The following is a 26,619-nucleotide window of genomic DNA, read 5'->3' as shown; positions in this document are numbered from 1 at the left end:
GATCATGACCATGACCATCACCGAATTACGCCGGATCCTCGTGGAATGCGCGGGCGGCGACGATATCGTCGAAGATATCGCCGGACTCGACTTCGAACAGCTCGGCTACGACTCGCTGGCGCTCATCGAAACGGCCTCGCGGATCCAACGCGATTTCGGCGTGCTGATCCCGGAGGAACAGCTCATCGATGTCAAGACGCCGCAGGAGCTGGTCGATATCGTCAATAGTCAATTGCAGGGTGCGGCATGAATACCCAAGTGATGAGCCACACCAAGGTGGTGCAGGCGCCGCCGGAGGTCGTCTACGACCTGGTGGCCGATGTCACCAAATGGCCGGTGATCTTCGCGCCGAGCGTGCTGGTGCGCCATCTGAACCGCGGACCCGACGAGGAGCGGTTCCGGTTGTGGGCCACCGTCAATGGCGAGGTGAAGAACTGGACCTCCCGACGCGTGCTCGATGCCGCGCAACGGCGCATCGTATTCGAACAGGAGCGCAGTCAAGCGCCGATCGCGTCCATGGGCGGCGGTTGGTCCTTCCGCGAAATCGAGCCAGGGACAACGAAGGTCACCCTCGATCATCGCTTCACCGTGGTGGACGGCGCCGATCCGGATCTGGTCGCGGGCGCGGTGGATCGCAACAGCGAGACCGAGTTGGCGGCGTTGGCTCGCATCGCCGAATTGGGCCATCCGGTCGACGAGGTTGTGCACACCTTCGAAGACGCTGTACCGCTCGATATCTCGGCGGCCGAGGCGTACGACTTCATCTACCACAGTGAGCGCTGGCCCGAACACGTCCCGCATGTCGGCCGGATCGAACTCGACGAAGACGGCGACGGCGTGCAGCTGATGGAGATGGATACCGTTACCGCGGGCGGTATTCCGCACACCACCAAGTCCGTGCGTATCTGCTTCACCGACGAGCGCATCGATTACAAGCAGCTGCTGCCGCCTGCCATGCTCTTCGGGCACAGCGGCGCCTGGGAATTCGCGGACGGTCCGGACGGTGCGGTGGTGACGGCACGGCACACCGTCGCGATCAATCCCGCCGCCGCTCGCGAAATCCTCGGGGCCGACACCGATCTCGCCGATGCCCGCGCATATCTCACCGAGGCGCTGTCGACCAACAGTCGCAACACGCTGCTGTGCGCGGTGCGGTACGCCGAATCCGTGAAGTCACCGACATGACGGCCACCGACCTACCACGGGTGGCCGGAGGCCCGGTCGTGCGCGAAATCGCCGACCGGATCTACGCGTACACACACAATCGAGGCGGCTGGTGTGTCAGCAATGCGGGTGTGCTGGCGGGTCCGGACGGCGCGGTGGTGATCGACACCCTGGCGACCGAGGGACGGACGCGCGCGCTCGTCGAATTCGTCGACGGGCTCGATATCGGCCCGGCCAGAACGATTGTCAATACCCACCACCACGGCGACCACAACTTCGGCAATCACCTATTCGGCCCCACCGCGGTGGTCATCGGCCACGATCGGATCCGGCCGGAGATGATCGAGACCGGACTCGCGCTGACCAAACTGTGGCCGCAGGTGCAATGGGGCGACGTGCGGGTCACCCTGCCCGGCATCACCTTCAGCAGCCAGGTGACCCTGCATATCGGCGAACGGCGCGTCGAACTCATCCACCTCGGACCGGCCGCGCACACCACCAACGATGTGGTGGCGTGGCTGCCCGAGGAGAAGGTGCTCTTCGCCGGGGATCTGGTGATGTCGGGCGCCGCACCGTTCTGTCTGATGGGGTCGGTGCGCGGGTCGATCGACGCGATCAACAAGCTCGCCGAACTGGGCGCGGAAACGGTGGTGTCCGGGCACGGTCCGGTGACCGGACCCGACATCTTCGATCGGACGCTGCGATATCTGCGCTGGGTGCAGGAGCTGGCCGCCGAGGGGCGCTCCCTCGGGCTCACCCCGCTGGCCATCGCGCTCGAGGCCGATCACGGTGAATTCGCCGATCTGGTCGACGAAGAGCGCATAGTCGGCAATCTGTACCGCGCAGATGCGGAGTTGGCGGGCGGTCCGCTCGGCGAAGCGCTTGATGTGCTGTCGATTTTCGATGAGATGATCGTGTACAACCACGGGCAGGTGCCGACATGTCTGGCGTGACAACCAAATCGGTGCAGGTCTGCGTGGTCGGCGGTGGACCGGCCGGACTGATGACCGGTCTGCTGCTGGCCCGATCGGGCGTGGAAGTGCTTGTGTTGGAAAAGCATCCGGACTTCCTGCGAGACTTCCGTGGCGACACCGTACACCCGTCCACCCTGCGGGCGATGGACGAACTCGGTTTCGCCACCGAATTCCTCGCGCTGCCGCACGTCGAGCTGCCCCAGCTGCCGATGGCCACCGCGAGCGGTCCGGTGATATTCGCCGACTTCCGGTCTCTCCCAGGTGGTTTCCCATTCGTAGCATTCATGCCGCAATGGGATGTGCTGAATTTCCTGGCCGAGGCGGGTGCGCGATATCCGGGCTTCCGACTGATCCAGCGGGCGGAGGTCACCGAACTCGTCCAGCAGCACGACACCGTGGTCGGCGCGCGGGTAAGCACACCCGAGGGGCCGCTGGAGGTCCGGTCCCAGCTGGTGATCGCCGCGGATGGACGCAATTCGATTGTCCGCGGCGGCCTGCTGGAGGTCGCGGCCAGCGCGGCGCCGATGGATGTGCTGTGGTTCCGGGTCGGCAAACCCGACGGCGAGCGGCTGCCTACCGTGCGCAGCGGCAATGGCTTCTTCATCGTCTGTATCGACCGCGGTGACTACCTACAGGTCGCCTACATGATCCCGAAGGGTGGATTCGCGACCGTCAGGGCCGCAGGGCTCGCCGACTTCCGCGCCGACCTCGCCGCGATCTATCCCAGCCTCGCCGAGCATCTGGCCGCCGAGATCCGCACCTGGGATGATGTGAAACCCCTTGATGTTCGGGTGGATCGGCTGCGGCACTGGTACCGACCCGGTCTGCTCGCGATCGGCGATGCGGCCCATGCCATGTCGCCCGCGGGCGGAGTCGGTATCAATCTCGCGATACAGGACGCGATCGCGGCCGCCCGGCTGCTCGCGCCCATACTCGTCGCGGGTGCTCGACCGAGCGTCGCGCAATTGCGTGCCGTGCAGAGCAGGCGTGAATTCCCCATGCGGGTGGTCCAATTCGCGCAGCTGCGGCTGCTGTCGGATCTCTATCCGAATGCCGGGCGGCCGGGCACCGATAAGCCACTGCTGGTGCGTCTGCTGCGGCGCTTTCCCCGCCTACCCCGTTTGGTGGCCCGGGTGATCGGGCTCGGTATCCGGCCGGAACACGTACCACCGGCGGCCGATATCACCGGAACCGTCACTGCCCTAACCGAATTCAGGGAGAACTGATCGTGTCGACATATCTGCTCGTCCATGGCGCATTCCACGGCGGCTGGGCCTGGCAGCGGGTGGCGCCGCTGCTCGAGGACGCCGGACATCGCGTGCTGGCCCCGTCCCTGGTCGGCCTCGGCGATCGCGCCGATCTTTTGACCCCCGACGTCGGCCTGGATACCCACGTCGAGGACCTGGTCGGACTGCTGACCTCCGAAGATCTCACCGACGTCATCCTGGTCGGGCACAGCTACGCGAGTATGGTGGTGACCGCGCTCGCCGACGCCGTCCCTGACCGCATCGCCGAACTGGTCTACATCGACACCTTCGTCCCGCGCGACGGCGAGGCGGTCGCCGACATCATGCCCGGTATGGTCGACGCCTTCGTCGCCGCGGCCGCCGAATACGGTGACGGCTGGCGCGTACCGCCGCAGACCGAGCCGATGGGCGACGGCGGTCTGTACGGGATAACCGAGGAGCCCGATCTGAGCTGGGCGGCCTCGATGATGACCGCCCAGTCGCTGGAGACGTTCCAGCAGCGCATGCTGCTCACGAATCCCGTTGCGCTGGCGGGTATTCCGGTCACGCATGTGTATTGCAGCGAGGGCGGCGAGACCTACCGGGCCATGCGCGCCGCCATGCCGCGCACGCTGCCACCCGCCGACCTGCCGCCCGGCCGCCTGCATGTGCTGCCGACCGGACACGACTGCATGATCACCATGCCGCGCGAATTGGCCGGGCACCTGCTGACATTGGCACCGCGGACCAGTCTTGCTTGATATCCCGCCCAGCCGGGTCGGGGTCAGGATTCGGCCGAGTCGAAGGCGGCCCGGGCGGCGAGCACTTCGCTGAGATGTGCGCTCGACCAGTCCACGATGCTCGCGAAGACCGGGGTCAGGGTGACCGCGAGCGGGGTTGCCTCGTATTCGACGCGTGGCGGCACCTCGGCGTGGTAGGTGCGCGACACCAGTCCGTCACGTTCCAGCTGACGCAGGCGCTGGGTCAGCACCTTGGGGGTGAGGCCGGGAATGCGCTGCTCGAGTTCGGTGAAGCGCAGGCGACCGTCATGGGTCAGCACCCAGAGCACCTGGGTGGACCAACGGCCGAAAACCAGGTCGATCACCGGCGTGATCGGACATGGATCCACAGTGGCAGGCCTACCGGCCACTCGACCACCACCCGTCATCGATTCGCTACGCGATGCTGGCCTCATTGGTCCTCACTTTCCACTTGGTAAGTACTATACTTTGGAAAGTACTGTGAAACCAGGGTCCGTGAGCGAGCGCGGCGAGCGATAGACGCAGCCGCCCAGCACCGCGAACGAAAACCGAAGGGACACAGTCATGACAACGACATCAGTGGACGGACGCATCGATCTGCCGCGCCGCTCCGGCGACCGGCCGCGCACCCGGGCACACAATCCACATCAGCAGCTCAGCCAGCTGGCACCACCCGACCTGCAGGAAACCCTGTGGTCGCGGATGACCACGCTGAACGGCGTACTGCTCGGCCACAGCGGCGTCTCCCTGCCCGATACCCGGGCGCTGCATTTGCGCCCGACCATCGCCAAGGGACCAGGCGAGGCCTATCTGATCGGCACCGAATTCGCCCATTTGCACGGATACGACGACGGCAGCCTGCACATGTGTCTGCCGAAAGACATCGCGGCCGAGGCGATCGCGCAGGGATGGGCGGAATTGCATCCCATGGCGCGTCAGCGTTTTCTGCCGCAGACACTGGTAATGGTCTACGGGCCACGCGATCTCGACGAACTCGAGGTGGCCTGGCGGCTGGTACGGATCAGCCACGGATTCGCGCGCGGGGCGGCTACACCGTGATTAGAGCGGCGGCCGCCATCGTGGGGGGCATGAACGCGACCGATCTCGTCGGAACCTGGGAATTGCTGTCCTACTTCGATATCGACGAACACGATGCGACCAGCACCGGGCCACTGGGTGACGCACCGCGCGGCCTGCTGATCTATGGCGCGCACGGCTATATGTCGGTGAGCATGATGCGCACCGACGCCGCGACGGGCGGCACACCGCCTTTCCTAGGTTATGCGGGAACCTGGCGCAGGCGCGGCTCGGAGCTGGTGCACGCCATCACCGTGTGCTCGAATCCGGCCTGGGCGGATACCGAACAGGTACGCCAGATGTCACTGAACGGCGACATTCTCACGCTGATCGGGGCCGCCCAGGTCGGCGGGCGGACGCAGCGCCGGGTGCTGACCTGGCGCCGCTCCGGCCCGCCCACCTGAAATCCCTTGCTATTCCGGCGAATACGAGAATAAGGGCTCATCGAATTGGACCGGTTCGTTGTCTTGTTTGAGCACCCCGGTGACCACACCGCTCGACTGCGCGGTCACCGGGATCATCAACTTCATCGCCTCCACGATGGCGATCTGCTGTCCGGCCGTGACACGGTCGCCCACCTGGACGAAGGGATCCGCACCGGGTTCCGGACTCCGATAGAAGACCCCCACACTGGGCGCGCGGAAGACCGCGCCGATCGGCGGGTCATCCTGTGTAACAACCGCTTCCGCCGCTGCGGGCGCGGCCGTAACCGGTGCCGCCGAGACCTGCCATTCGGCCTCGATCGTCACCTCGCCCACCTGGACACGCAGCGCGCTCGGCTGCTGCGGGAAGCCCGCGAGCAGTTGCAGCGCGCCGGTCTGGATGGCTTCGAGCCCCCGCAGGTACTCCTCGTGCCCGGTTGTGTTCTCCTCCACTGCGGTCATTGCCCAGGCCTCTCAGTAATTGCCGAGTCCGCCACAGACATTCAGCGCCTGCGCGGTGACCGCGCCCGCACCGGGGCCGATCAGATAGTCGACCATCGCCGCGACCTCGAACGGCTGCACATAGCGCCCGATCGGCACGCGCGCGCTGACCCTGGCGTGCACCTCGTCGGTATCCACACCCCACAGACCGGAGTAGACCTCTCGAACTCGTTCTGCCATCGGTGTTTCCACGAAGCCGGGACATACCGCATTGACCGTGATCCCGGTCTTGGCCAGTTCCAGTCCGAGTGCCTTGGTGAAGCCGACGACGCCGTGTTTGGAGGCCGAATACGGCGCACCGTGTACGACGCCCTGTTTGCCGCCGGTGGAGGCGATATTCACGATGCGACCGCTGCCACGCTCGAGCATGCCGCCAGCGGTCAGCACCGCCTTGGTCATCAGGAAGACGCTGTTGAGATTGGTATTGATCACGTCGAACCACAGTTCGTCGGTGACCTGCGCGGTGACGCCGCCGCCGCTGCGACCCGCGTTGTTGACCAGAATGTCGATCGGGCCGTAGCGTCGCACGCCCGCGTCGACGTATTCCCGGATCTGCGCGGCGTCGACGACATCGCAGACCGTGCCGTCGACCTCGCGACCGTCGTCCTGCAGGCTCTTGACCGTATCGGTCACCTTCTGCTGATCGCGAGCGCAGATGAACACCGCGATGCCCTGGGCAGCAAGGCTTTTGGTGATCTCCAGGCCCATACCGCTGGTCGCTCCGGTGACCAGCGCGACGCGCTGAGTTTCCGCCATGACTCCTCCATCGGTCTTTCCGTACTCGCCGGGCTTATCGACCTCAAGACTCGTCGCGGGTCCTATAGCCCCGGTCAACCCGCGCGCGGCTCGAGCCAGCCTCTAGCGGCATCGGCGAGCGTTGCGTGCAGCCGCGCCCCGCCGCACCAAGGAGCCACCATGACCACCGTCGCAAGCCGCACCGAGTTGTATGCCGAGGTCCAGCAGTTCTACGCCGATCAGATGCAGCGGCTGGACAATCGCGACATTTCCGGTTACGCCGAAACCTTCACCGAGGACGCGGAATTCGAACACACACCGGGTCGGCCACCGGCCCGGACCAGGGCGGGCATCGTCTCGGACCTGGTCGAATTCCACAAGCGCTTCGAGGCCGATCCGATGCAGCGTAGGCACTGGTTCAACATGATCAACCTGCAGCCGCAGGACGACGGAACCATCGTCTCCACCGCCTACTGCCTCGTGGTCAAGATCCGGCCGAACAGCAAGCCCGAAATCGCGCCGAGCTGCGTCGTACACGACGTGCTCGTCCGCGTGGATGGCAATCTGCTGACCCGGTCGCGGCGCGTCGCCCATGACTGATTCCGCTGTCCCCGACCATATTTCGAGGAGAACCACGTGAACACCGTTCAGCCGGCAACCCTGTTGACTCTTGCCGCCGAAGCCCAGGACCTGTTGTTCCGGGAGGCGCGCACCGCGAACACCTTCACCGACGCACCGGTCACCGACGACCAGATCCGCGATATCTACGAACTGATCAAATACGGCCCGACATCGATGAATCAGCAGCCACTGCGCATCGTCCTGGTTCGCAGCCCCGAGGCCCGGGCCCGCCTGGTCAACCACATGATCGACAACAACAAGCCCAAGACCGCGGCCGCACCCCTGACCGCGATCCTGGCCGCCGACTTGAACTTCCATGAAAACCTGCCGAAGGTCTTCCCGCACGCCCCCGAAGCCAAGGACTACTTCGCCGACCCCGGCTATCGCGCCGAATCGGCCCGCTTCAACGCCCTGATCCAAACCGGCTACTTCATCCTCGGCATCCGCGCCGCGGGCCTCGCGGCAGGCCCGATGAACGGATTCGACGCCGAGGGTCTGGACAAGGATTTCTTCCCCGACGGCACCCACAGCGCGCTGGTCGTGGTCAATATCGGCATCCCCGGCTCGGACGCCTGGTTCCCCCGCTCCCCCCGCCTGACCTACGACGAGGTTGTCACCACGGTTTAGCCGCGATGCCGACGAGTGGCACGGCTCGTTCGCCACTCGTCGGCCTCGACCGCCAGCCCACCACGAGCTCATCCGCATCGCGGCCGTGTGGCTGACGACAATTTCAGCGCTGCCGTGATACTCATAAGCTATGACTGCGTCGGATGATTTCGATTTCGAAGCCATCTACCGAGGCACGGGCGGCCCGTTCGGGCCGGGCGTCAAACCGCCGTGGAGTATCGGGGAACCCCAACCCGAACTCGCCGTGCTGATCGAGCAGGGCAAATTCCATGGCGATGTCCTCGACGTCGGATGCGGGGAGGCGGCGATCTCGCTGTATCTGGCCGAGCGGGGCTACACCACGGTGGGGCTGGATCTGTCGGCGACCGCGATCGAGCTGGCCCGCGCCGAGGCCGCCAGGCGTGGCCTGGTCAACGCCTCCTTCGAGGTCGCCGACATCACCTCCTTCACCGGCTACGACGGCCGCTTCGGCACCATCGTCGACAGCACGCTGTTCCATTCGATCCCGGTCGAGTCGCGCGAGGGATACCAGCAGTCGATCGTGCGCGCCGCCGCGCCGGGCGCGTCGTATTTCGCGCTGGTTTTCGACCGGGCGGCCCTGCCCGAAGTACCCGTCCCCGGGCCAGCACCGGTCACCGCCGACGAGCTCCGTGCCGCGGTGCAGAAGTACTGGACGATCGAGGAGATCAGGCCCGCACGAATCCATGGCGACCTGCCCGCTGGCGAGATCGCGTCGCCCGCGGGTGGCCCGACGTTCCGGTTCGAGGGCATCCGCGACGAGCCGAGTGGCCGCAAGTCGGTTCCTGCCTGGCTGCTGTGCGCCCGGCTGGGCTGATCCTGCATAAGCCGTTTCGCGGGCTGTTCTGTTCGGCGCGACCCGCGGGTCGTCGCATCGTAGGGCTCAGCCCAGAGCGCGGCTGAATCCCTCGACGAGTTCGTCGACCTGGTCGTCGGTCATCACGAACGGCGGCGAGATCTGCATTGCGCCCTGGCCCGCCGCACGTCCTGAGATGCCGTTCTCCCGTAGGGTTTTCACGAACGGTAGCCCCTCGGCGGGGTCGGCGAGCTGGATCGCGGCGACCGCGCCGAGACCGCTGCGGACCTCGGCTACTCGCGGGTGGTCCGCGAGCGGAGCGAGTTTGGTGTGCAGCGTGGATTCCAGGCGCTTCGCCTCGTCGAGTAAGCCCTCGCGTTCGACGATGGCGAGGTTGGCGAGGGCCGCGGCGGCGGCTCCGGCGTGACCGCCGTAGGTGTAACCGTGTCGCCACCAGACACCGCCGCGGAAGAAGGGCTCGGCGATGTGCGCAGCGATGAAGACCGCGCCCATCGGGACATAGCCGGACGTCAGGCCCTTGGCCGTGGTCATGAGATCGGGTTCGAGCTCGAAACGGGTTGCGGCGAACCAGGATCCGCCGATGCGGCCGAAGCCGGTGACGACCTCGTCGACGACGAAGAGGATGTCGTGGTCGCGGCAGATGCGCCGAACCTCGGTGAGGTAACCGTCCGGCGGTAGGTAGATGCCGCCCGCGCCGATGATGGGTTCGCAGAAGAAGGCCGCGATGCGCTCGGCTCCGAGCTCCTCGATGAGTGCGAGCAGCGCCTTCGCATCGTCCCATTCGACGGTGCGGGCATCGGCCATCAGCTCGCCATAGCCCTCCCGGTTGACCGGGATGCCCGCCAAAGCCGTTCCCGCGATATGCATTCCGTGATACGCGCGCTGCCTGCCGACCACGATGGTCTTATCCGGCCGACCCAGCTCGTGCCAGTAGCGGCGGGCGAGCTTGGCCGCGGTATCCACCGAATCCGAGCCACCTGAGGTGAAGAAGATCTTGCTGCCCGGCACCGGTGCGATACTCGCCAACTTCTCCGCCAACTCTTGGGTGGCGGGTTCGGCGAAATCCCCGAAGTTCGAGTAGTGCGCGACCGTGCGCAGCTGTGCGGCGACCGCATCGGCGATCTCGGCGCGGCCGTGCCCGACATTGGTGAACCACAGCCCGGCCGTCGCGTCCAGATACCTGGCGCCCGCCTGGTCGTAAATGTAGGCACCCTCGCCACGCGCGACGACGAACGCGCCGTCGCGTTCCACCGCACCCATATCGGCGAACCCATGCCATAGCGCGCCCATATCAACCACTCTCTACTCGACAACCACGTCACTTCGTCGCTCTACCGATTCGTCCGCACCGCCCCGGCGGCCGCCCAGTGCACCGAGCGCGGCCACCGCGACGGCGACCGGTGCCAGCCCCCAGTCCACGATCATCACGATAGGCATGCTGCGCTGCAGCACGTCATCCACCCACCGCTCCCGTCTCGCACTGAGGTGTGCGCCAGCAGCACCGCGTAGACGATGCCGGTGAGCATGACGTCGACCTCGGCGAGCAGTACGGCGTAGACAACGCCGGTGATCAGCAGGTAGAGGGTGGCGGCGCGCGTGGTCACCTGCCGGCGCCGGTCGCGAGGGTCGCCCGACTCGGGTTCGACGCGTCGGTTTCGCTACCCTGGTGAACGCAATGACCAGGACAGCCGACGCGAATCTCCGCGAGCTTCGGACCCGCCTGGCCGCCGTAACCCTCCGCGATGAACACCGGTTGCGCCGCAACCTGGACCGGTCGCGCGGCGGCGATCTCACCGGCATCACCGCCGAGATCGCGGCGGCCGAGCAGCGCGTCGAGGCCCGCCGCGCCGCGGTACCCGAAATCCGCTATCCGGAGCAGTTACCGGTCTCGGCGCGCCGCGACGATATCGCCAAGGCGATCCTGGAGAACCAGGTCGTCATCGTCGCCGGTGAGACCGGGTCGGGTAAGACCACCCAGATTCCGAAGATCTGCCTGGAACTCGGCCGTGGCATCCGCGGCACCATCGGGCACACCCAGCCGCGGCGGCTGGCCGCGCGCACCGTCGCCGAGCGCATCGCCGAGGAGTTGGGCACCGAACTGGGCGATGTCGTCGGCTACACCGTGCGTTTCACCGATCAGGCCTCCGATCGCACCCTCGTCAAGCTGATGACCGACGGCATCCTGCTCGCCGAAATCCAGCGCGACCGGCTGCTGCGCCGCTACGACACGATCATCATCGACGAGGCGCACGAACGCAGCCTCAATATCGACTTCCTGCTCGGCTACCTGAAGCAATTGCTGCCGCGCCGACCGGATCTCAAGGTCGTCATCACCTCCGCGACCATCGACCCGGAATTGTTCGCCAGACACTTTGCGGACGAGACAGGCACTCCCGCACCGATTGTCGAGGTATCCGGCCGTTCCTATCCGGTCGAAATCCGGTACCGGCCGTTATCGCTGGAGCTACCCGTCGCCACCGATGACGACGACGAGGACACCAGGATCGTGGACCGCGACCCGGTGGACGCCATCGGCGAGGCGGTGCGCGAACTCTTCGCCGAGGGCGACGGTGACGTGCTGGTCTTCCTATCCGGCGAACGCGAGATCCGGGATACCGCGGATGCGTTGCGCGACTTACAGATTCCGCGCACCGAGATCCTGCCGCTCTACGCCCGCCTGTCCACGGCCGAACAGCATCGCGTCTTCGCCCCGCATCCGGGGCGCCGAGTTGTGTTGGCCACCAATGTCGCCGAGACCTCGCTGACCGTCCCCGGCATCCGTTACGTCATCGATCCCGGCACCGCCCGCATCTCGCGCTATTCGATGCGCACCAAGGTGCAGCGCCTGCCCATCGAAGAGGTCTCGCAGGCCTCGGCCCGCCAGCGCGCGGGACGCTGCGGCCGCGTCGCCGACGGCATCTGCATCCGGCTGTATTCCGAGCAAGACTTCGAATCCCGGCCCGCCTTCACCGAACCGGAGATCCTGCGGACCAATCTGGCCGCCGTCATCCTGCAGATGACCGCACTCGGACTCGGCGATATCGAGAATTTCCCCTTCGTGGAGGCGCCCGATCGAAGGGCCATTCGCGACGGTATCGCGCTGCTGGAGGAATTGGGCGCGCTCGCTCCACGGGCGACCGCTAAACCCGCTCGGCGGCAAGCTGATTCGCAAGAGGTTCCGGACCAAGCGAGCAGTACTTCGGCCGAACGGATCCCAGCGGAACAGACATCCGATGCGACGCTGACGCTCACACCCACCGGCCGCGAAATGGCACAGATACCAGTGGATCCGCGCATGGCGCGCATGCTGGTCGAAGCCCACCGCAACGGCGTGCTCGCGGATGTGCTGATCATCGTCGCGGCGCTGTCCATCCAGGACGTGCGCGAACGTCCGGCGGACCATCAGCAGGCCGCGGACACCAAACACGCCCGCTTCGTGGTCGAGGGCTCGGATTTCCTGGCCTACCTACGGTTGTGGGAATACCTGACCGAACAGCGGAAGTCGCTGTCGTCCAATCAGTTCCGGCGCATGTGCCGGGACGAGTTCCTGCACTATCTGCGGATACGAGAGTGGCAGGATCTGCACGGACAGTTGCGGACCATCACGAGGGGACTCGGCTGGTCGGCGCACGCCGACGGCTCGGACGCCGCCGAAAGCGGTTCGCGCCGTGGGCGCTCCGCCGCGGACGGTCGCCGTTCGGACGGTGGGCAGCGCAAGACGCGTGACGCCGATTCGTCGCGCGCGGACTCGGGCGGCGCGAACTCGTCTCGCGCGAAGGCGAACCGCCGTGGCCGCGCAGGCGACGACACCACCGCTTCGCGACCCCAGGCCGCCGAGGCACTCGAAAACGATGGCACCCCATGGGATTCGACCGCCATCCACCAGGCGCTGCTGGCGGGCATGCTCTCCCACATCGGCGTCCGCGAGGCCGAGACCCGCGAATTCCTCGGTGCCCGCAATGCCAAATTCATGATCTTCCCCGGATCCTCGCTGGCGAAGAAGCCACCCCGCTGGGTGATGGCGGCCGAACTCGTCGAGACCTCCCGGCTCTGGGGTCGGATGGCGGCCAGGGTGGAGCCGGAGTGGGCCGAGCGGCTGGCCGGCGATCTGGTGAAGCGCACCTACTCCGAACCGCATTGGTCGTCCAAGCGTGGTTCGGCGCGCGCGTACGAGCGGGTCACGCTGTATGGCGTACCGCTTGTGGTCAGCCGCGCCGTCGATTACAGCCGGATCGATCCGGAGCTGTCGCGTGAGCTGTTCATCCGGCATGCCCTCGTACAGGGCGAGTGGCAGACCCGGCACGAGTTCTTCCACCGCAATCGCGAACTGCTCAACGATGTCGCCGATCTGGAGCACCGCGCCCGCCGCCGCGACATTCTCGTCGACGATGAGGTGCTGTTCGAGTTCTATGACAAGCGCATCCCGGCCGATATCGTTTCGGTGCGCCATTTCGACAGTTGGTGGCGCGGCGCGAAGCGCAAAGATCCTGCGCTGTTGGACTTCTCGACCGATACCGTGGTCAATGAAGCCGCGGCGAGGCTCGACCCGACCGACTTCCCGGATGCGTGGCGGCAGGGTGAGTTGAGCTTCCCGCTCACCTACCAATTCGAGCCTGGTAATGACGACGACGGTGTCACCGTGCGGATCCCGGTCGAGCAACTGGCACATGTGCGCGCCGTCGGCTTCGACTGGCTGGTGCCCGGTATGCGCGAGGAGTTGGCCACCGCGCTGATCAAGACGCTGCCGAAGGCGCTGCGCCGCACCGTCGTTCCCGCACCGGACTTCGCCGCCGCGGCACTCGCCGCGCTCACGCCGCGCGCCGAACCCCTGCGCATCGGGCTGGCCAGGGAGCTGTCCCGGCTCGGTTCGGTCAGCATCGCACCGAGCGATCTCGATCCCGCCGCGCTGCCGGACCATCTGCGCATGACCTTCGCCGCGATCGACGCCCGCGGCCAGGTACTGGCGCGCGGGAAGAATCTCGCCCAGTTGAAAACCAAACTGTCCGAGCAGGTTTCGGCCTCGGTCGCCCGTGCGACCGCGGGTGCGGAACGTGCGCCCGCCACCGTGTGGACCTCGGAATCGCTGGGGACGATCCAGCCGACGGTGCGCAGCGAGGTGGCCGGACAGACCGTCACCGGTTATCCGGCGCTGGTCCCCGAGGGCGAGGGTGTCGCGGTGCGGGTGCTGAGCTCCCCCGCGGAGCAGGCCGCCGCCATGCGGGTGGGCACGCGCGCGCTGGTTTTGAGCGCCGTTCCCACCTCGGTCCGCTCCGTCACCGCGAGTCTGCCACCGCGGGATCGGCTCGCGCTGAGCCAGAATCCGTACGGCTCGCTCGACGCGCTCATCGAGGACTGCCGCGCCGCGGCCGCGGACGAACTGATCGCCGTCGCCGGTGGTCCGGTACGCAGCCCCGGCCAGTTCGACGCTTTGGTCGCGAAGATCCGCCCCGACTTCGTCTCCGCCGTGGCCCGCATCGTGCGCCTGGTGGTGCCGGTTTTGGCTGGGGCGCACCAGGTTTCGTCCGCGCTCGCCGATACCGCCGAACGCGATATCGGCGACGATGTCCGCCACCAACTCGACGACCTGATCTTCCCCGGTTTCATTTCGGAGTGGGGCAGCGCTCGCCTGCGCGAACTTCCCCGTTACCTGGAGGCCGCCCGCATCCGGCTGGAGTCGCTACCAGGCTCCGCGGTCCGCGACCGACAGGGCATGGTCGAAATAGACCGCGCTCTCGCCGCCTACGACCGCCTCGTCAATGCCCTGCCCGAAACCCGCAAGCACGCCCCCGATGTCACCGAAATCTGGTGGATGATCGAGGAATTCCGCGTGAGCCTCTTCGCCCAGAAACTCGGCACCCCCTACCCGGTCTCCGTCAAACGCATCGAAAAGGCCATCGCCGCCATCCGCCGCTGACGTCGCTGCGGCCGCCAGCGTGCCCGATCGGGGGCAGACCGCACCCCTTACACCCCAGTTGTTTCCAGGCGCTGGCTGAGCTCGCAACGGTGGTTCTGGGGGCGCGACCGGGGCCAGATCTGGCGATACAGTCGCCGGATATGGTGGCGCGCAAGAATATTGCGGCCGCTGACAGTACAGCGCCGGTTCGGCAGCCCGACGTGCAGTCTCGAAGAGAGGTGTTCGCCCATGCGGAAATTCCTCGCGCCGATTCTCGCCGCCGGTGCCGTCGCGCTCGCCCCGATGGCGACCGCTTCGGCAGACGTACCGGCACAGCCCGCGCCGGTGCGCGCCGACACCGAGGTGTTGCGGCAGTTGGTTCGGCTGCTCGACACCGGTTCGGTCAGCATCTGTCCGGGCAGGCGATGGGCAGCTTCGGCTGCTCGTGCCCGCCGGGGATCTGTCTCTGACCGCCCGATCAGTCAGCGGAGGCGGCGACCGTCGCATCCTCGCGGTGTTTGCGCAGGTCGGCGATTTCGCGTTCGAAGTCGTCGGCGGAGGTGAAGGAGCGGTAGACCGAGGCGAAACGCAGGTAGGCCACCTCGTCCAGATCGCGCAGCGGACCGAGGATGGCCAGGCCGACCTCGTGGCTGGGCACCTCGGGGGAACCCTTGGCGCGCACCGCGTCCTCCACCTGCTGGGCCAGCAGGTTCAGGGCGTCTTCGGCGACCTCGCGGCCCTGGCAGGCGCGGCGCACACCGCGGATGACCTTCTCCCGGGAGAACGGTTCGGTGACGCCGCTGCGCTTGACCACCGATAGGATCGCGGTCTCCACGGTGGTGAATCGTCTCCCACACTGCGGGCAGGAACGCCGACGGCGGATGGCCGCGCCTTCCTCGGCCTCACGCGAGTCGACGACCCGCGAATCGGGGTGTCGGCAGTAGGGGCAATGCATCCGAGAGATCCTTCGTCGATGCGCGCGCCCGCGTCCGAATCGGCTCCGGTTCGCCAGTCCCGATCCGGCGAGCACGTGTACAGGGGTCTAGACCGATACGTCGATATCAGGTCCAGGATACCCGGGAGGGGTCAACAACCGTCTCACACGTCCCAACTACCCCGTCGAAACGCTCAGCCGAGTTGCCACTGTGTCGTCAGATCGGCGATCAGATCCGGAATGCGAGCGATCATCCGGCCGTGCGCGAGCTTGCTCCAGAACGATTCACCGAGCACCGCCTCGGCGAACGGCCTATTGCTTTCCATATCGATATGCCGCAGCACCAGATCGCCCGTGATGTAGGTCCAGCGGGTATCGCGGTCGGCCCAGTTGAAGTCCGGCAGCGGGGTCCGCAGCGAGACGGTGCGTCCCGCGATATCCGCGCTCACGGTGGCGGGTGCGAAAACACCTGGTGCGCGGACACCGGGAACCGCGGGCTTACCGGCGACCGTGCTCACGTAGGTCATGACCCGGCCCATCGAGCCGCGGCCCGCCGAGGTGACATCCCACTGGTCGGCGATGACGCGGTTCTGCTCACGATCGGTCATGCGGATGAGCGCGTCCACATATCCGTCGCGGGTATGGGAATCGATCGACTGCCAGGCGGTGCGGATATCGGCATCGATCACCCCGGCCGCATACATTTCGTCGATTCCGGCCATTCCCAGCGCGGCATAGGCCTCGTGCATCGGGACCAGATCGGTGAAGATGTGCTTCTGCATGATCATCAGCCGGGTCTGGTACCAGGCGACATCCTCGACGCTCAGGCGCGAACCCTCGGTGGCGAGCAGCCGGATATCACCGGGCACCTCGGCCACCAATTCCGGTGGGGTGCCACGCAACAGGTCGGCGACCGCATCGCCGAGCTGATGGATGCCGGGCACATCGAGCACCAGCCCGACATCGCTGAGATCGAAGAAGCCGGAGGCGAAGGAGCCGCCCGCGATTCCGGCCAGGCCCGCCCACCAGTACTCATGATGCTGATTCGCCAGCCGGAAGTAGTTGACGTACACCTGGCTGAAGGTGCGCTGGTTGGCACGCACACCGAGCGCAGGATCCCAGGCCGCGAGGTCGATATCCGCATTGCGGGTCGAGACCACCAGCCAATACTGGTGCAGCAGTGTGCCATAGCGGCTCGGTGCCACTCCGTCGGCCCTGGCCTGGTCGAGCGCCGCACGCAAGGTCGATTCATCCAGGGGCAGTGCGGGATTCAGTCCACCGCCGCCGGCACCGTCCGCGTTGAGCGCGGGTAGATCCAGGTACGGCTCGTACGCGGGTGCCGCCTGTGCGGCCGGAATCATGGTGAGCCCGAAGATAAGACAGGCCAGCAGCCCGGCGATCCGGGCGAGCAGACGGACGGCGTGTGCAGCGGTGGAGCGATGCGTCATGCGTGGTGTCCCGAAATCGTTCGTCGGCAAGAGTTGCCTAGGTCACGTTTTCAGGCACAGTAGCAACATGTTCTAGTTCGTAATCGACAATTTCGGCCACGCTTTGTGGCGGATCGGTCGGCCGCCATCCGCCACACCGACTTTCGACGAACTACCGCGGCACGCCGGCTCCCGCACTGTCCTGGACGGACTGCTGCTCGACTACGGCGGGCACCGTCCCCGGGGTGTCGCCGCCGAAAGTTCCGGCGCGCCAATGCGCCAACCCGATCAATACCGTCACCACCAGCGCACTCAACAGCGCGGCCACGGCGAGCACCGCGAAGCCGACCTGCGCCTGTTCCACCCGATCCATCGGATGCGGCGCCCGCGCCCGACGTAGTGCGGGCGTTCGAACGAAACCGCGGCCGTACAGCACAACCGCGCCACCGGGCCGACTGTCGCGCGGACGCCGATCGGTCGTGGCGCGCGCGGCCTCCAGGGCACGCACGCCACCGCGATGCGGGCGCTGCACGCGCGGAACGGATTCGAAGCCGAGATCGACCTCGGCCCCGTCCTCGAGGTCGGTGCTCAGGGCGCTGATCGCTGTGCTCATCGGACAAACCTCCGTGAAGGGGTGTTGGTGGGTGCTCAGGTATGTCGCGAGACGATGGGAGTAGCTATTCGATCAAATGTTCGAAGAACTTGTGTTCGATTTCTACCACGCGGCACCGACAAAGTCAGCAGAAAACGCCGACATGCCTCGAACAGATGTTTGATACATCGGCGCGACCGGACTAGATTCGTAGAACGAAATCAATGGACAGGCGACGAGAGCGACGGGCACGGAGGCGGCAGCTTGCGTAACCACCCTGCGTGGAAGTCACGCAGCGCCCCGCGAACGGCGCGAATTGAACACAGAAGGGCGGTTGCGGTGAGCCACACAGACGACACGGGCGACGAGAGCGGGGTCGGCACCGACCCGTCCGTCACCGGAGCGGATCTCACCGTGCGTCAGCGCAAAGTCCTGGAGGTCATCCGCACCTCGGTGAGCGAGCGCGGCTACCCCCCGAGCATCCGCGAGATCGGCGATGCGGTCGGACTCACCTCCACCTCGTCGGTCGCCCATCAGCTGCGCACCCTGGAACGCAAGGGCTATCTGCGCCGCGACCCGAATCGCCCACGCGCCGTTGACGTTCGCGGTCTCGACGAGGCGGTGCGCGCGGTGACCAGCCTGCCGACCACAGATGACGCCGACACCGGGCGGCCAGTTCCGACCTTCGTGCCCGTGCTGGGGCGGATCGCCGCCGGTGGTCCGATCCTGGCCGAGCAGGCGGTGGAGGATGTCTTCCCGCTGCCGCGCGAACTGGTCGGCGATGGCTCGCTGTTCCTGCTCAAGGTCGTCGGTGAATCGATGGTCGACGCCGCGATCTGCGATGGCGACTGGGTGGTCGTGCGCCAGCAGAATGTCGCCGATAACGGCGATATCGTTGCCGCGATGATCGAGGGCGAGGCAACGGTGAAGACGTTCAAGCGCACCGGTAAGGATGTCTGGCTCATGCCGCACAATCCGCTGTTCGAACCTATTCCAGGTAATGACGCGCAGATCCTCGGCAAGGTCGTCACGGTCATTCGCAAAATCTGATTCCAGTCGCACACGACCCGACCTGGCTCAGAGTGGCGGCAGCATGGGCGTCCAGAAGTCGGCTCGATGGTCGGTGGCATAGCTGTCGATGAGCCGATTTCCGCTGGGCCGGAAGGACATGACGAGCGGCGCGGCCGGATCATAGGTGGGGATCGGTTCGAGACCGGCCGGATCCGGGCGCGCGGCAATGGTGAATCGGGCCCAGTACCTTCGCATTTCGGCGGCGAGGCGCTGCTGGTCCGGCGTCTGGACGGCGCCGTAGAGCCAGCCGAGGTCGCGCAGGCTCCACAGTGATGCCAGTTCGCTGGCGTGGTACGCGCCCAGCGGGAAGGTATTCGGTGGGCCGAGCGGCGCGGGGTCGTCGAAGGAATAGGTGTAGGTGGGTGTGCGCGGGCCGAGCCCGTCGTATTCGACGACCAGCATGGTGAGGATGCGGTCGGTCCAGGCGCGGGACAGTGCGAGTGCGGGCTCCGGATAGGCGGCGGCCGGATAGGTCTGTTCGACGCGGTCGAGTTGCTCCGGCGTCAAGTCGGGCATGGCGGCGGCCAGTGCGCCGCGGTATCCGGCGGCGGTCAGCGGCTTGCCGAGGGGCACACCGTATTTCATGTACACCCAGAGCGACATCTCGTCGTTGTTCGCACCGACGAGCGTGGGCACATCGGCGAAGGCACCGTCGCGCACGGCCGCCCGTGGCCCAGATGGCAGGAACTGGCCGCCGAAAACGGTTGCGGTGATGGGATCGTTCACCAACGTATCGACCGGCAGCGCACGCAGACACGCCGCGGCGCCTGGTCCGGCGCATCCGAGACGTGCGGCGTATGCGTCACCATCGGCCACCGCCGTCGCGGCAGGCACACCGGCGCTGCACGGGCCGCTCTCCATGATCGCGGCCCGGAACAGCCCGCGCGAACTCGGCGCGGTCAGCTGAGTGCATACCGATGTGGCACCGGCCGACTCGCCCGCCAGCGTCACGCGGTCCGGATCACCACCGAATGCCGCGATATTGCGCCGGACCCAGCGCAGCGCGGCCTGCTGATCCAGATATCCGTAATTACCGGGACCGGAACCGTCGTCGAGCGCCGAGGCGGCGAGATACCCGAGCGTGCCGAGCCGGTAGTTGATCGTGACCACGATCAGGTCACCGTCACCGTGCGCGATCAGCGGCTCGGCGCCGTAAACGTCACCGGAGCCGGTGACGAAACTGCCGCCGTGGATCCAGACCAGCACCGGTAGCGCAGCACCGTCTACGGGCGGATCGCGCGGCGTCGAAACGTTCAGATACAGGCAGTCTTCCGACTTCGTCGGGTTGGCACCGACCACCCCGAAAAAGTCGACGTCCTGCGGGCAGCTCGGTCCGGCCACTCTCGCATCCCGAATACCGGGCCACGATGCGGGCGGAGCCGGTGGCCGCCAGCGCAACTCGCCGACCGGCGGGGCCGCGTAGGGTATGCCGGCGAACAACCGATGCTCGGCGGCCACCATGCCACGCAACTGACCGGTCTCGACGGTGACGAGATCGGCGGCGACCGGCTGGGCGGGAGTCGGTCCGGCTACCCCGATCAGCACGATGACCGACGCCAGGATCGCGACCCAGCCCCGTGCCGCCAGCCGCTCAGGCAATCCGCGCAGCTCATACGTGCCGCGTACCCAGCCTCCCGTTGTCATCCAACGATGCTTGCGCACGCGCTCACGCTAACCACCCGCATCGCCGAAGCGGGCGGTAATTCCGAAAGTGACCCTTGCCACACCTCGGTACATGAGCGTACCGTGCTGTTGGTACACAGATGTACCACGCTGGGAGGTGCCGCATGACCACGGTGAAATTGCCCGACGGGCCTACAACTCCGGCCTTCGTACAGGCCATCGAGGTATTGGCGGGCCGCACCCGCGCATGGCGTAGATTGCACCGGCGCTACGGCTCGGCGTTCACGGTCTACCTACCGCGCTTCGGGCGGATGGTGGTGCTATCCGAACCGGCCGAGGTGAAGGCGCTGTTCACCGCGAGCTCCGATGTGGCCGATAACGTCGATGTCAATCTCGGCCAGTTCCTCGGTCCCGGCTCACTGTTCTCGCTGCGCGGTGCCGAACACCGCAAGCAGCGCAAATTGCTGACTCCGCCGTTCCACGGTCGTCGCCTCGCGGTGTACGAGACGCTGATCGAGGAGGAGACGGTGCGCGAGCTGGCCACCTGGCCGCAGGGCCGGGAGTTCGCGACGATGGATTCGATGATGCGGATCACCCTGAATGTGATCCTGCGCGCCGTATTCGGCGCCGAGGGCAAGGAATTCGACGAACTGCGCGAGCTGCTGCCCAAGCTGGTGCTGGTCGGGTCGGCACTCGCGGCACTGCCGGTGCCGCGAAAGTTCTTGGGACAGTATGGTCCTTGGGCCCGCTTCGCCGCTCACCGCCGCAACTACGACGAAATCGTCGGCAGGCTCATCGACCGTGCCGCCGCCGACGAGCACCTCGCCGAGCGCGACGATGTGCTGGCAATGATGCTGCAGGCCCGCTACGACGACGGCACCGCGATGACCCGCGGCGAGATCGCCGACGAACTGCTCACCCTGCTCACCGCGGGCCACGAGACCACAGCGACCACACTGTCGTGGACCATCGAGCGTCTGCGCAGGCATCCGGAAGTGTTGCGGCGCTTGGTCGCCGAGGTCGACGAAGGCGGCTCGGCACTGCGCGAGGCCACCCTGCTGGAGGTGCAGCGGGTGCGCCCGGTCATCGACTCGACGATCCGCAAGATCCGCGCGGAGTCGATGCAGCTGGGTCGGTGGACACTGCCCGAGGGACAGAATGTGCTGATCAGCATTCGGCTCATGCACGACAATGAGGAGCTGTTCCCGAATGCCCGCGCCTTCGATCCGGATCGTTTCGTCGGGGTCCGGCCCGGCACCTTCAGCTGGATTCCATTCGGCGGCGGTGCCCGGCGCTGCATCGGTGCGGCCTTCGCCACCATGGAGATGAATGTCGTATTGCGCACGCTGCTGCGAGATTTCACGCTCGAGCCGACCGACGCGGCGGATGAGCGCACCCACTTCCGCGGTGTCGCGCTGGTGCCCGCGAAGAAGGGCCGCGCCGTGGTTTATCGCCGCGCGCCCCGGCCTGTTGCGGCCGAGGCCAGAGCCGAACAGGTAACGGCATGAGCGAGCAATTCGCCGATGTCGGGCACGGCGTCACACTCGCCTACGAGCGCCTAGGTGAAGGCGGCACTCCGCTGCTGCTCGTCGCCGGACTCGGGCAACAACTGCACGACTGGCCAGACGGTCTCTGTGAACTCCTCGTCGCACGCGGCTACGAAGTCATCCGCTTCGACAACCGTGATGTCGGCAAGTCGACGCACTTCGGCTTTCCACCGCCGGGTCCGCTCGATTTCCTGCGAAAGCGTTGGCACACAGCGCAATACGACCTCTCGGATATGGCCGCCGACACGGTGGGGCTACTCGATGCGCTGGAGTTGAGCTCCGCGCATCTGGTCGGGATGTCGCTCGGCGGAATGATCGCGCAGACCGTGGCCGCCCGCTACCCGGCCCGGGTCGCCTCACTGACCTCGATCATGTCGACCACGGGTGCGGCACGGGTCGGGCGTCCGGCCCTGTCGACGTGGCGGTTGATGTTCGGCCGACCGGCCCGCACGCGCGCCGAACACATCGAACGCTCAGTGCGCATGTACCGACACATCTGCTCGCACGGCTATCCGTTCGACGAGCCCGCGGTGCGCGCCGCCGCCGCGGCGACCTGGGACCGCGATCCCCATCCGGCACCGGGCATCGGCCGCCAGCTCGCGGGCATCCTCAAATCCGGTGACCGCACAGCGGAACTCGCCGCGGTCATCGCACCGACCCTGATTCTGCACGGTGACCGCGATCTGATGGTGAATCCGACCGGCGGCACCGTCACGGCAAGCGCCATTACGGGTGCGCGCCTGCACACCCTGCCCGGTATGGGCCATGACCTGCCCGTCGACGTCCGGCCGACGCTCACCGACCTCATCGATACCCATATCCGCACCGCCAGGAGCACCGATGCCCCGCACCGCTAGGCCGCTGTCCGGCCGTCCCGTCATGATCACCGGCGCCGCCTCCGGCATCGGCCGCAGTCTCGCCCAATTGCTTTCGCGCCGTGGATCGCCCGTGGCCATCGCCGATATCGACGAGGTCGGCTTGAAACAGACGGCCGCCACACTTACCGGTCCGGTGCTCGTCCGGGTGCTCGATGTGCGCGATGCCGCCGACCAAATCGCCTTCGCCGCCGAGGTCGAGGACTGGCTGACCGAGCCGCTGGCGGCGGTATTCAACAATGCCGGTGTGGCGGTGAGCTCGTCGGTGCTCGACGCGGTTCCGGAAGACGATGAATGGTTGCGGCAGATCAACTTCGACGGTGTGGTCAACGGCACCCGCGCGTTTCTGCCCATCCTGGTCGAACAGAACCAGGGCACTATCGTGAATACCTCCAGCGTATTCGGACTGCTCGGCATGCCGAATCAAAGTGCCTACTGTGCCGCGAAATTCGCGGTGCGCGGCTTCACCGACGCACTGCGCCAGGAACTTCGGGGCACGGGAGTGTCCGCGGTCAATGTGCACCCGGGCGGTATCACCACCAACATCGCGCGCAATGCTCGGGTGCGCAAGGATCCCGAGGGGCGCGGCCGCTCGCACGAGCAGATGGCGGCGGAGTTCGAGGCGATCACGATGACCTCACCGGACAAGGCGGCCGAAATCATCTGTCGCGGAGTCGAGCGCGGGAAGTCCCGCATTCTGGTCGGGCCGGACGCCTACGTCTTCGATGCGCTCGCACGTGTCGCGCCGACGCACTACTACGACATATTCTCGGTGCTGGAGCGACGGCTGCGCGCCCGCGCGAACGCGGGAGTGACAGCATGAGAGCATCGCGCGGCGATTCGATGCAGGGTGATCACCGAGAGCCAGGTGGGCCCGAGCATTTCGATGTGCTGATCGTCGGCGCTGGTCTGTCCGGCATCGGCGCGGCCCACCATCTGCAGACGGCCTTCCCGAAGCGCAGCTTCGCAATTCTGGAGGCGCGCACGGCGATCGGCGGCACCTGGGATCTGTTCCGCTACCCGGGGGTGCGTTCGGATTCCGATATGCACACCCTCGGTTACCGTTTCCGCCCGTGGACGCAGGCCGCGGCAATCGCCGACGGGCCATCGATCCTGGACTACATCCGTGACACGGCGGCGGACGCTGGTATCGATCGTCGAATCCGATTCGGACACAAGGTCATCGGGGCGTCCTGGTCGACCGAAGCGGCGCAGTGGACGGTGACGGCCGAACACGACGGCGCCACCTCGACGTTCACCTGCGGCTTCCTGTACGTGTGCAGTGGCTACTACCGCTACGACCACGGCTATACCCCCGAATTCGCCGGAATCGAGGATTTCCGTGGCCGACTCGTGCATCCGCAGCAGTGGCCCGCCGACCTGGACTATGCGGGTAAGCGAGTCGTGGTGATCGGCAGCGGGGCCACCGCGGTGACCCTGGTTCCGGCCATGGCCGAGACGGCTGCGCAGGTGACCATGCTGCAGCGCTCCCCCACCTACATCATGTCCGTACCCACCGAGGACGCGGTGGCGATCCGCCTGCGCGAACGGCTCGGGCCCCGCCGGGCCTATACGATCACCCGCTGGAAGAACGTGCTGATCGGCACGCTCATCTACCAACTCAGCCAGCGCCGTCCCCGCATGATGCGCGACTTCATCCGCAAGCAGACGGCCGCGCAACTGCCGACCGGATACGAGGTGGACGTCCACTTCAAGCCGACCTACAACCCGTGGGACCAACGGCTCTGTCTGGTACCGGACGGGGATCTGTTCCGGGCGATCCGGGGCGGGCGCGCCACCGTGGTGACCGATCGGATCGAGAAGTTCACCGCCGACGGCCTGCGTCTGGCCTCGGGTGCCGACCTCCCCGCCGATATCGTTGTCACGGCCACCGGTCTGCAATTGCTCGCCTTCGGCGGAATCGAGTTCAGTGTCGACGGCCGAGCTGTCCCACTACCCGACACCATGGCCTATAAGGGGATGATGCTGAGCGGCGTACCCAACTTCGCCTTCACCATCGGCTACACCAATGCGTCCTGGACATTGAAGGCCGATCTGGTGGGCGAATTCGTGTGCCGATTGCTGCGGCATATGGACGACAACGGCTACGACCAGTGCACGCCGTGGCCGGATCCGAGCATCGCCACGGAACCACTGCTGAATTTCCAATCCGGCTACGTCCAGCGTTCCATCGACCACTTTCCCAGGGCCGGGTCGCGACGACCCTGGCGATTGGGTATGAACTATGCCCACGATGTGCTCGCACTGCGGCACGGGCGGCTCGAGGACGGCACCATCCGGTTCGCGAGCCGGGCCGCCGCGCCCGACCATGTTCCGGTGCGTGTGAGGTCATGATCGCGGTGGCGGCGGGGCGAACTAACCTGATTCTCGTGACCCGTGCCGAGCCCGCCGCCAGTATCGCCACCGAGGGCCCGCCGGAATCCGCATTCCGGCGTCGGCTCCTCGATGCGATGGCCGATGCCGTGCGCGATCGCGGCTATCGCGAAACAACCGTGGCCGATGTGGTGCGCAACGCGCGTACCTCTCGCCGCACGTTCTACGAACATTTCGACAGCAAACAGGACTGCTTCATCGCGCTGCTCGCCGAGCGGAACAGTGAGACGATCCAGCAAATCTACGATGCCGTCGATCCGGCCGCGCCATGGCGCACCCAGGTCCGGCAGGCCATCGAAGCCTGGATTCACGCATCCGATCAGGACACGACGATCACCCTGGCCTGGATTCGGGACACCCCCGCGCTCGGTGAGGCCGCTCGCCAGGTCTACCACGACGCGGCCGAGGCCTTCGTCAATCTGATCCAAAGCCTCACCGCCACACCGGAGTTCGAAGCGCCCGGGCTGCATCCGCCGACTCGTCAGATGGCGACCATCCTCTACGGCGGGTTCCGCGAGCTGATCGCCTCCACGGTCGAAGAGGGCAAGGATATCCGCGACATCATCGACGTCGCGGTCGATACCGCCATCGCCCTGGTCGGCCCGCGCTACGAGCAGGGACGCTAGTCCTTCACGGCCGTGAACTGCGCCAGCGCGCCATTGCACACCAGCTCGACCTCGCGCAGTCCCGCCGCGGCGATCCAGCCCGACAGCTCGGCCGCGGTACCGGACGGACCGAATACGCCCATCGTCCGCATCACCCGCATGTGTAAGTCGAAGCGCGGCCGGACCCCGCGCACCACACAACTGCCGACCAGCCGTCCACCCGGCGCGAGCACGCGGGCGAGCGAGGCGACCGCGGCGGCCGGATCCGGCATACAGTGCAGGCCAGCGAAACTCACCACGAGATCGAATTCGCCGGTTATGAACGGCAGATCGACGACATCCGCGCGCACATAGTCGATATCGGACAGACCGGCGCGCTCGGCCGCGCGACGCGCCGCCGCCAACTGGTCGTCGGAAATATCCGCCGCCACATAGCGGAGCTTGCGACCGGATTCGAGTCGACGCAGGGTCACGCCGCCGCCGACCGGCAGATCGAGCAGTGCGGAACCCTCCGGCAGCTGGTTGACCACATCCATCGCCGCATACATCCGGCGGGTATCGCAGCCCCACATCAACTTTCCGGCGGGCCGGGCGAGCCGCGGATGGTCGAGCACGAAGTCGTAGACCGGAGCCCCGAGATTCCCCCAGACTCGGCTCTGCCACACTTCACGGACGTCGGGCACGGTCGTCTCCTCTTCGCGCGGTGGGAGTCCAG

29 protein-coding genes are annotated in these 26,619 nt (G+C 66.5%); 17 read left to right on the top strand and 12 right to left on the bottom strand.

Features of this window, described 5'->3' with window-relative positions; genetic code table 11:
- Positions 1-4 precede the first annotated feature (4 nt).
- Genes ACQP1T_RS13900 through ACQP1T_RS13880 form a run of 5 tightly spaced genes read left to right on the top strand, consistent with a single transcriptional unit; the run spans position 5 to position 4,125 of the window.
- Positions 5-250 carry an acyl carrier protein gene (locus tag ACQP1T_RS13900; protein WP_433760514.1) on the top strand — a complete coding sequence of 82 codons (246 nt, stop codon included), beginning with the start codon at positions 5-7 and terminating at the stop codon, positions 248-250.
- Positions 247-1,185 carry an aromatase/cyclase gene (locus ACQP1T_RS13895; RefSeq protein WP_433760511.1) on the top strand — a complete coding sequence of 313 codons (939 nt, stop codon included), beginning with the start codon at positions 247-249 and terminating at the stop codon, positions 1,183-1,185. Before ACQP1T_RS13900 ends, ACQP1T_RS13895 begins: the two co-directional genes overlap by 4 nt.
- A complete protein-coding gene (locus ACQP1T_RS13890) occupies positions 1,182-2,117 on the top strand; it encodes an MBL fold metallo-hydrolase (protein WP_433760509.1) in 936 nt (311 codons plus the stop codon). The genes ACQP1T_RS13895 and ACQP1T_RS13890 overlap by 4 nt, the downstream gene beginning before the upstream one ends.
- Positions 2,105-3,364, top strand: coding sequence for an FAD-dependent oxidoreductase (locus ACQP1T_RS13885; protein ID WP_433760508.1), 1,260 nt, complete (start codon positions 2,105-2,107; stop codon positions 3,362-3,364). The genes ACQP1T_RS13890 and ACQP1T_RS13885 overlap by 13 nt, the downstream gene beginning before the upstream one ends.
- 2 nt (positions 3,365-3,366) lie before the next feature.
- Positions 3,367-4,125, top strand: a complete 759-nt coding sequence (locus ACQP1T_RS13880) for an alpha/beta fold hydrolase (RefSeq protein ID WP_433760507.1) — start codon at positions 3,367-3,369, stop codon at positions 4,123-4,125.
- Positions 4,126-4,148: 23 nt separating this feature from the next.
- Here ACQP1T_RS13880 and ACQP1T_RS13875 read toward each other — a convergent pair whose 3' ends face one another.
- Entirely contained in the window at positions 4,149-4,469 is a 321-nt protein-coding gene (locus tag ACQP1T_RS13875) for a winged helix-turn-helix transcriptional regulator (protein ID WP_433760505.1), read from the bottom strand.
- A 220-nt stretch (positions 4,470-4,689) separates the two neighbouring features.
- Between ACQP1T_RS13875 and ACQP1T_RS13870 the strand changes: the two genes are divergently transcribed.
- Together ACQP1T_RS13870 and ACQP1T_RS13865 are read left to right on the top strand one after the other, a co-directional pair.
- The gene (locus ACQP1T_RS13870) at positions 4,690-5,184 is read left to right on the top strand and encodes a luciferase family protein (protein WP_433760503.1); all 495 of its coding nucleotides are present in this window, start codon (positions 4,690-4,692) and stop codon (positions 5,182-5,184) included.
- Positions 5,185-5,213: 29 nt separating this feature from the next.
- Positions 5,214-5,606 (top strand): lipocalin-like domain-containing protein, encoded by a 393-nt coding sequence (locus tag ACQP1T_RS13865; RefSeq protein ID WP_433760501.1) that lies wholly within the window; start codon positions 5,214-5,216, stop codon positions 5,604-5,606.
- 9 nt (positions 5,607-5,615) lie between these two features.
- Here ACQP1T_RS13865 and ACQP1T_RS13860 read toward each other — a convergent pair whose 3' ends face one another.
- Together ACQP1T_RS13860 and ACQP1T_RS13855 are read right to left on the bottom strand one after the other, a co-directional pair.
- Positions 5,616-6,086, bottom strand: coding sequence for an acetyl-CoA carboxylase biotin carboxyl carrier protein (locus tag ACQP1T_RS13860; RefSeq protein WP_433760500.1), 471 nt, complete (start codon positions 6,084-6,086; stop codon positions 5,616-5,618).
- Positions 6,087-6,098: 12 nt separating this feature from the next.
- On the bottom strand, positions 6,099-6,881 hold the full coding sequence (locus tag ACQP1T_RS13855) for an SDR family NAD(P)-dependent oxidoreductase (RefSeq protein ID WP_433760498.1): 783 nt from the start codon (positions 6,879-6,881) through the stop codon (positions 6,099-6,101).
- 159 nt (positions 6,882-7,040) lie between these two features.
- Between ACQP1T_RS13855 and ACQP1T_RS13850 the strand changes: the two genes are divergently transcribed.
- The 3 genes from ACQP1T_RS13850 to ACQP1T_RS13840 all read left to right on the top strand — a co-directional run bounded on the left by ACQP1T_RS13850 (position 7,041) and on the right by ACQP1T_RS13840 (position 8,943).
- The gene (locus tag ACQP1T_RS13850) at positions 7,041-7,460 is read left to right on the top strand and encodes a nuclear transport factor 2 family protein (RefSeq protein WP_433760497.1); all 420 of its coding nucleotides are present in this window, start codon (positions 7,041-7,043) and stop codon (positions 7,458-7,460) included.
- Between the two features lie 36 nt (positions 7,461-7,496).
- Entirely contained in the window at positions 7,497-8,108 is a 612-nt protein-coding gene (locus ACQP1T_RS13845; RefSeq protein WP_433760496.1) for a malonic semialdehyde reductase, read from the top strand.
- A 130-nt stretch (positions 8,109-8,238) separates the two neighbouring features.
- Positions 8,239-8,943 carry a class I SAM-dependent methyltransferase gene (locus ACQP1T_RS13840; RefSeq protein WP_433760495.1) on the top strand — a complete coding sequence of 235 codons (705 nt, stop codon included), beginning with the start codon at positions 8,239-8,241 and terminating at the stop codon, positions 8,941-8,943.
- Positions 8,944-9,009: 66 nt separating this feature from the next.
- Here the strand turns inward: ACQP1T_RS13840 and ACQP1T_RS13835 are convergent, their stop codons facing one another.
- The 3 genes from ACQP1T_RS13835 to ACQP1T_RS13825 are packed head-to-tail and all read right to left on the bottom strand — an operon-like array spanning position 9,010 to position 10,547.
- Positions 9,010-10,233 carry an aspartate aminotransferase family protein gene (locus tag ACQP1T_RS13835; RefSeq protein WP_433760492.1) on the bottom strand — a complete coding sequence of 408 codons (1,224 nt, stop codon included), beginning with the start codon at positions 10,231-10,233 and terminating at the stop codon, positions 9,010-9,012.
- A gap of 12 nt (positions 10,234-10,245) precedes the next feature.
- Entirely contained in the window at positions 10,246-10,371 is a 126-nt protein-coding gene (locus ACQP1T_RS13830; RefSeq protein WP_433760491.1) for a hypothetical protein, read from the bottom strand.
- Positions 10,368-10,547, bottom strand: coding sequence for a hypothetical protein (locus ACQP1T_RS13825; protein ID WP_433760489.1), 180 nt, complete (start codon positions 10,545-10,547; stop codon positions 10,368-10,370). The genes ACQP1T_RS13830 and ACQP1T_RS13825 overlap by 4 nt, the downstream gene beginning before the upstream one ends.
- A gap of 71 nt (positions 10,548-10,618) precedes the next feature.
- On the opposite strand from ACQP1T_RS13825, the gene hrpA reads away from it, so the two are divergent.
- A complete protein-coding gene (gene hrpA / locus ACQP1T_RS13820) occupies positions 10,619-14,857 on the top strand; it encodes an ATP-dependent RNA helicase HrpA (RefSeq protein WP_433760487.1) in 4,239 nt (1,412 codons plus the stop codon).
- Between the two features lie 47 nt (positions 14,858-14,904).
- Here hrpA and ACQP1T_RS13815 read toward each other — a convergent pair whose 3' ends face one another.
- From ACQP1T_RS13815 to ACQP1T_RS13800, 4 genes are all read right to left on the bottom strand, one after another.
- Positions 14,905-15,246 (bottom strand): hypothetical protein, encoded by a 342-nt coding sequence (locus ACQP1T_RS13815; RefSeq protein ID WP_433760486.1) that lies wholly within the window; start codon positions 15,244-15,246, stop codon positions 14,905-14,907.
- Between the two features lie 68 nt (positions 15,247-15,314).
- Complete coding sequence (gene nrdR / locus ACQP1T_RS13810) at positions 15,315-15,791, bottom strand: transcriptional regulator NrdR (RefSeq protein ID WP_433760484.1); 477 nt, start codon at positions 15,789-15,791, stop codon at positions 15,315-15,317.
- 173 nt (positions 15,792-15,964) lie between these two features.
- Entirely contained in the window at positions 15,965-17,218 is a 1,254-nt protein-coding gene (locus tag ACQP1T_RS13805; RefSeq protein WP_433760483.1) for a hypothetical protein, read from the bottom strand.
- 151 nt (positions 17,219-17,369) lie between these two features.
- Positions 17,370-17,810, bottom strand: coding sequence for a hypothetical protein (locus tag ACQP1T_RS13800; RefSeq protein WP_433760482.1), 441 nt, complete (start codon positions 17,808-17,810; stop codon positions 17,370-17,372).
- 318 nt (positions 17,811-18,128) lie between these two features.
- Here ACQP1T_RS13800 and lexA point away from each other — a divergent pair, with 318 nt between their 5' ends.
- Complete coding sequence (gene lexA / locus ACQP1T_RS13795; protein ID WP_433760480.1) at positions 18,129-18,839, top strand: transcriptional repressor LexA; 711 nt, start codon at positions 18,129-18,131, stop codon at positions 18,837-18,839.
- Between the two features lie 27 nt (positions 18,840-18,866).
- On the opposite strand, the gene ACQP1T_RS13790 is transcribed toward lexA, so the two are convergent.
- Complete coding sequence (locus tag ACQP1T_RS13790; protein WP_433760478.1) at positions 18,867-20,504, bottom strand: carboxylesterase/lipase family protein; 1,638 nt, start codon at positions 20,502-20,504, stop codon at positions 18,867-18,869.
- A 143-nt stretch (positions 20,505-20,647) separates the two neighbouring features.
- Here ACQP1T_RS13790 and ACQP1T_RS13785 point away from each other — a divergent pair, with 143 nt between their 5' ends.
- From ACQP1T_RS13785 to ACQP1T_RS13765, 5 genes are read left to right on the top strand one after another with little or no spacing between them, the layout of a single operon-like run.
- A complete protein-coding gene (locus tag ACQP1T_RS13785; RefSeq protein ID WP_433760476.1) occupies positions 20,648-21,991 on the top strand; it encodes a cytochrome P450 in 1,344 nt (447 codons plus the stop codon).
- Entirely contained in the window at positions 21,988-22,887 is a 900-nt protein-coding gene (locus ACQP1T_RS13780) for an alpha/beta fold hydrolase (RefSeq protein WP_433760474.1), read from the top strand. The genes ACQP1T_RS13785 and ACQP1T_RS13780 overlap by 4 nt, the downstream gene beginning before the upstream one ends.
- Complete coding sequence (locus tag ACQP1T_RS13775; RefSeq protein ID WP_433760472.1) at positions 22,871-23,728, top strand: SDR family NAD(P)-dependent oxidoreductase; 858 nt, start codon at positions 22,871-22,873, stop codon at positions 23,726-23,728. Before ACQP1T_RS13780 ends, ACQP1T_RS13775 begins: the two co-directional genes overlap by 17 nt.
- Positions 23,725-25,260 carry a flavin-containing monooxygenase gene (locus tag ACQP1T_RS13770; RefSeq protein ID WP_433760471.1) on the top strand — a complete coding sequence of 512 codons (1,536 nt, stop codon included), beginning with the start codon at positions 23,725-23,727 and terminating at the stop codon, positions 25,258-25,260. The genes ACQP1T_RS13775 and ACQP1T_RS13770 overlap by 4 nt, the downstream gene beginning before the upstream one ends.
- 35 nt (positions 25,261-25,295) lie before the next feature.
- Positions 25,296-25,925: a TetR/AcrR family transcriptional regulator gene (locus ACQP1T_RS13765; protein ID WP_433760469.1), complete on the top strand. Its 630-nt coding sequence runs from the start codon at positions 25,296-25,298 to the stop codon at positions 25,923-25,925.
- Here the strand turns inward: ACQP1T_RS13765 and ACQP1T_RS13760 are convergent.
- Entirely contained in the window at positions 25,922-26,587 is a 666-nt protein-coding gene (locus ACQP1T_RS13760; RefSeq protein ID WP_433760468.1) for a class I SAM-dependent methyltransferase, read from the bottom strand. The genes ACQP1T_RS13765 and ACQP1T_RS13760 overlap by 4 nt on opposite strands.
- Positions 26,588-26,619: the final 32 nt, after the last annotated feature.

Source organism: Nocardia sp. CA-135398 (assembly GCF_050955845.1).
GTDB lineage: Bacteria > Actinomycetota > Actinomycetes > Mycobacteriales > Mycobacteriaceae > Nocardia.
This window is presented reverse-complemented; position numbering and strand designations above follow the sequence as displayed.

What these genes read in the sequence shown, in the direction of transcription:
- ACQP1T_RS13900 (WP_433760514.1), top strand. Translation starts at nt 5, where the DNA reads ATGACCATGACCATCACCGAATTACGCCGGATCCTCGTGGAATGCGCG.
- ACQP1T_RS13895 (WP_433760511.1), top strand. Translation starts at nt 247, where the DNA reads ATGAATACCCAAGTGATGAGCCACACCAAGGTGGTGCAGGCGCCGCCG.
- ACQP1T_RS13890 (WP_433760509.1), top strand. Translation starts at nt 1,182, where the DNA reads ATGACGGCCACCGACCTACCACGGGTGGCCGGAGGCCCGGTCGTGCGC.
- ACQP1T_RS13885 (WP_433760508.1), top strand. Translation starts at nt 2,105, where the DNA reads ATGTCTGGCGTGACAACCAAATCGGTGCAGGTCTGCGTGGTCGGCGGT.
- ACQP1T_RS13870 (WP_433760503.1), top strand. Translation starts at nt 4,690, where the DNA reads ATGACAACGACATCAGTGGACGGACGCATCGATCTGCCGCGCCGCTCC.
- ACQP1T_RS13865 (WP_433760501.1), top strand. Translation starts at nt 5,214, where the DNA reads ATGAACGCGACCGATCTCGTCGGAACCTGGGAATTGCTGTCCTACTTC.
- ACQP1T_RS13860 (WP_433760500.1), bottom strand. Translation starts at nt 6,086, where the DNA reads ATGACCGCAGTGGAGGAGAACACAACCGGGCACGAGGAGTACCTGCGG.
- ACQP1T_RS13855 (WP_433760498.1), bottom strand. Translation starts at nt 6,881, where the DNA reads ATGGCGGAAACTCAGCGCGTCGCGCTGGTCACCGGAGCGACCAGCGGT.
- ACQP1T_RS13850 (WP_433760497.1), top strand. Translation starts at nt 7,041, where the DNA reads ATGACCACCGTCGCAAGCCGCACCGAGTTGTATGCCGAGGTCCAGCAG.
- ACQP1T_RS13840 (WP_433760495.1), top strand. Translation starts at nt 8,239, where the DNA reads ATGACTGCGTCGGATGATTTCGATTTCGAAGCCATCTACCGAGGCACG.
- ACQP1T_RS13835 (WP_433760492.1), bottom strand. Translation starts at nt 10,233, where the DNA reads ATGGGCGCGCTATGGCATGGGTTCGCCGATATGGGTGCGGTGGAACGC.
- hrpA (WP_433760487.1), top strand. Translation starts at nt 10,619, where the DNA reads ATGACCAGGACAGCCGACGCGAATCTCCGCGAGCTTCGGACCCGCCTG.
- ACQP1T_RS13815 (WP_433760486.1), bottom strand. Translation starts at nt 15,246, where the DNA reads ATGCTGACCGAACCGGTGTCGAGCAGCCGAACCAACTGCCGCAACACC.
- nrdR (WP_433760484.1), bottom strand. Translation starts at nt 15,791, where the DNA reads ATGCATTGCCCCTACTGCCGACACCCCGATTCGCGGGTCGTCGACTCG.
- ACQP1T_RS13805 (WP_433760483.1), bottom strand. Translation starts at nt 17,218, where the DNA reads ATGACGCATCGCTCCACCGCTGCACACGCCGTCCGTCTGCTCGCCCGG.
- ACQP1T_RS13800 (WP_433760482.1), bottom strand. Translation starts at nt 17,810, where the DNA reads ATGAGCACAGCGATCAGCGCCCTGAGCACCGACCTCGAGGACGGGGCC.
- ACQP1T_RS13790 (WP_433760478.1), bottom strand. Translation starts at nt 20,504, where the DNA reads ATGACAACGGGAGGCTGGGTACGCGGCACGTATGAGCTGCGCGGATTG.
- ACQP1T_RS13785 (WP_433760476.1), top strand. Translation starts at nt 20,648, where the DNA reads ATGACCACGGTGAAATTGCCCGACGGGCCTACAACTCCGGCCTTCGTA.
- ACQP1T_RS13780 (WP_433760474.1), top strand. Translation starts at nt 21,988, where the DNA reads ATGAGCGAGCAATTCGCCGATGTCGGGCACGGCGTCACACTCGCCTAC.
- ACQP1T_RS13775 (WP_433760472.1), top strand. Translation starts at nt 22,871, where the DNA reads ATGCCCCGCACCGCTAGGCCGCTGTCCGGCCGTCCCGTCATGATCACC.
- ACQP1T_RS13770 (WP_433760471.1), top strand. Translation starts at nt 23,725, where the DNA reads ATGAGAGCATCGCGCGGCGATTCGATGCAGGGTGATCACCGAGAGCCA.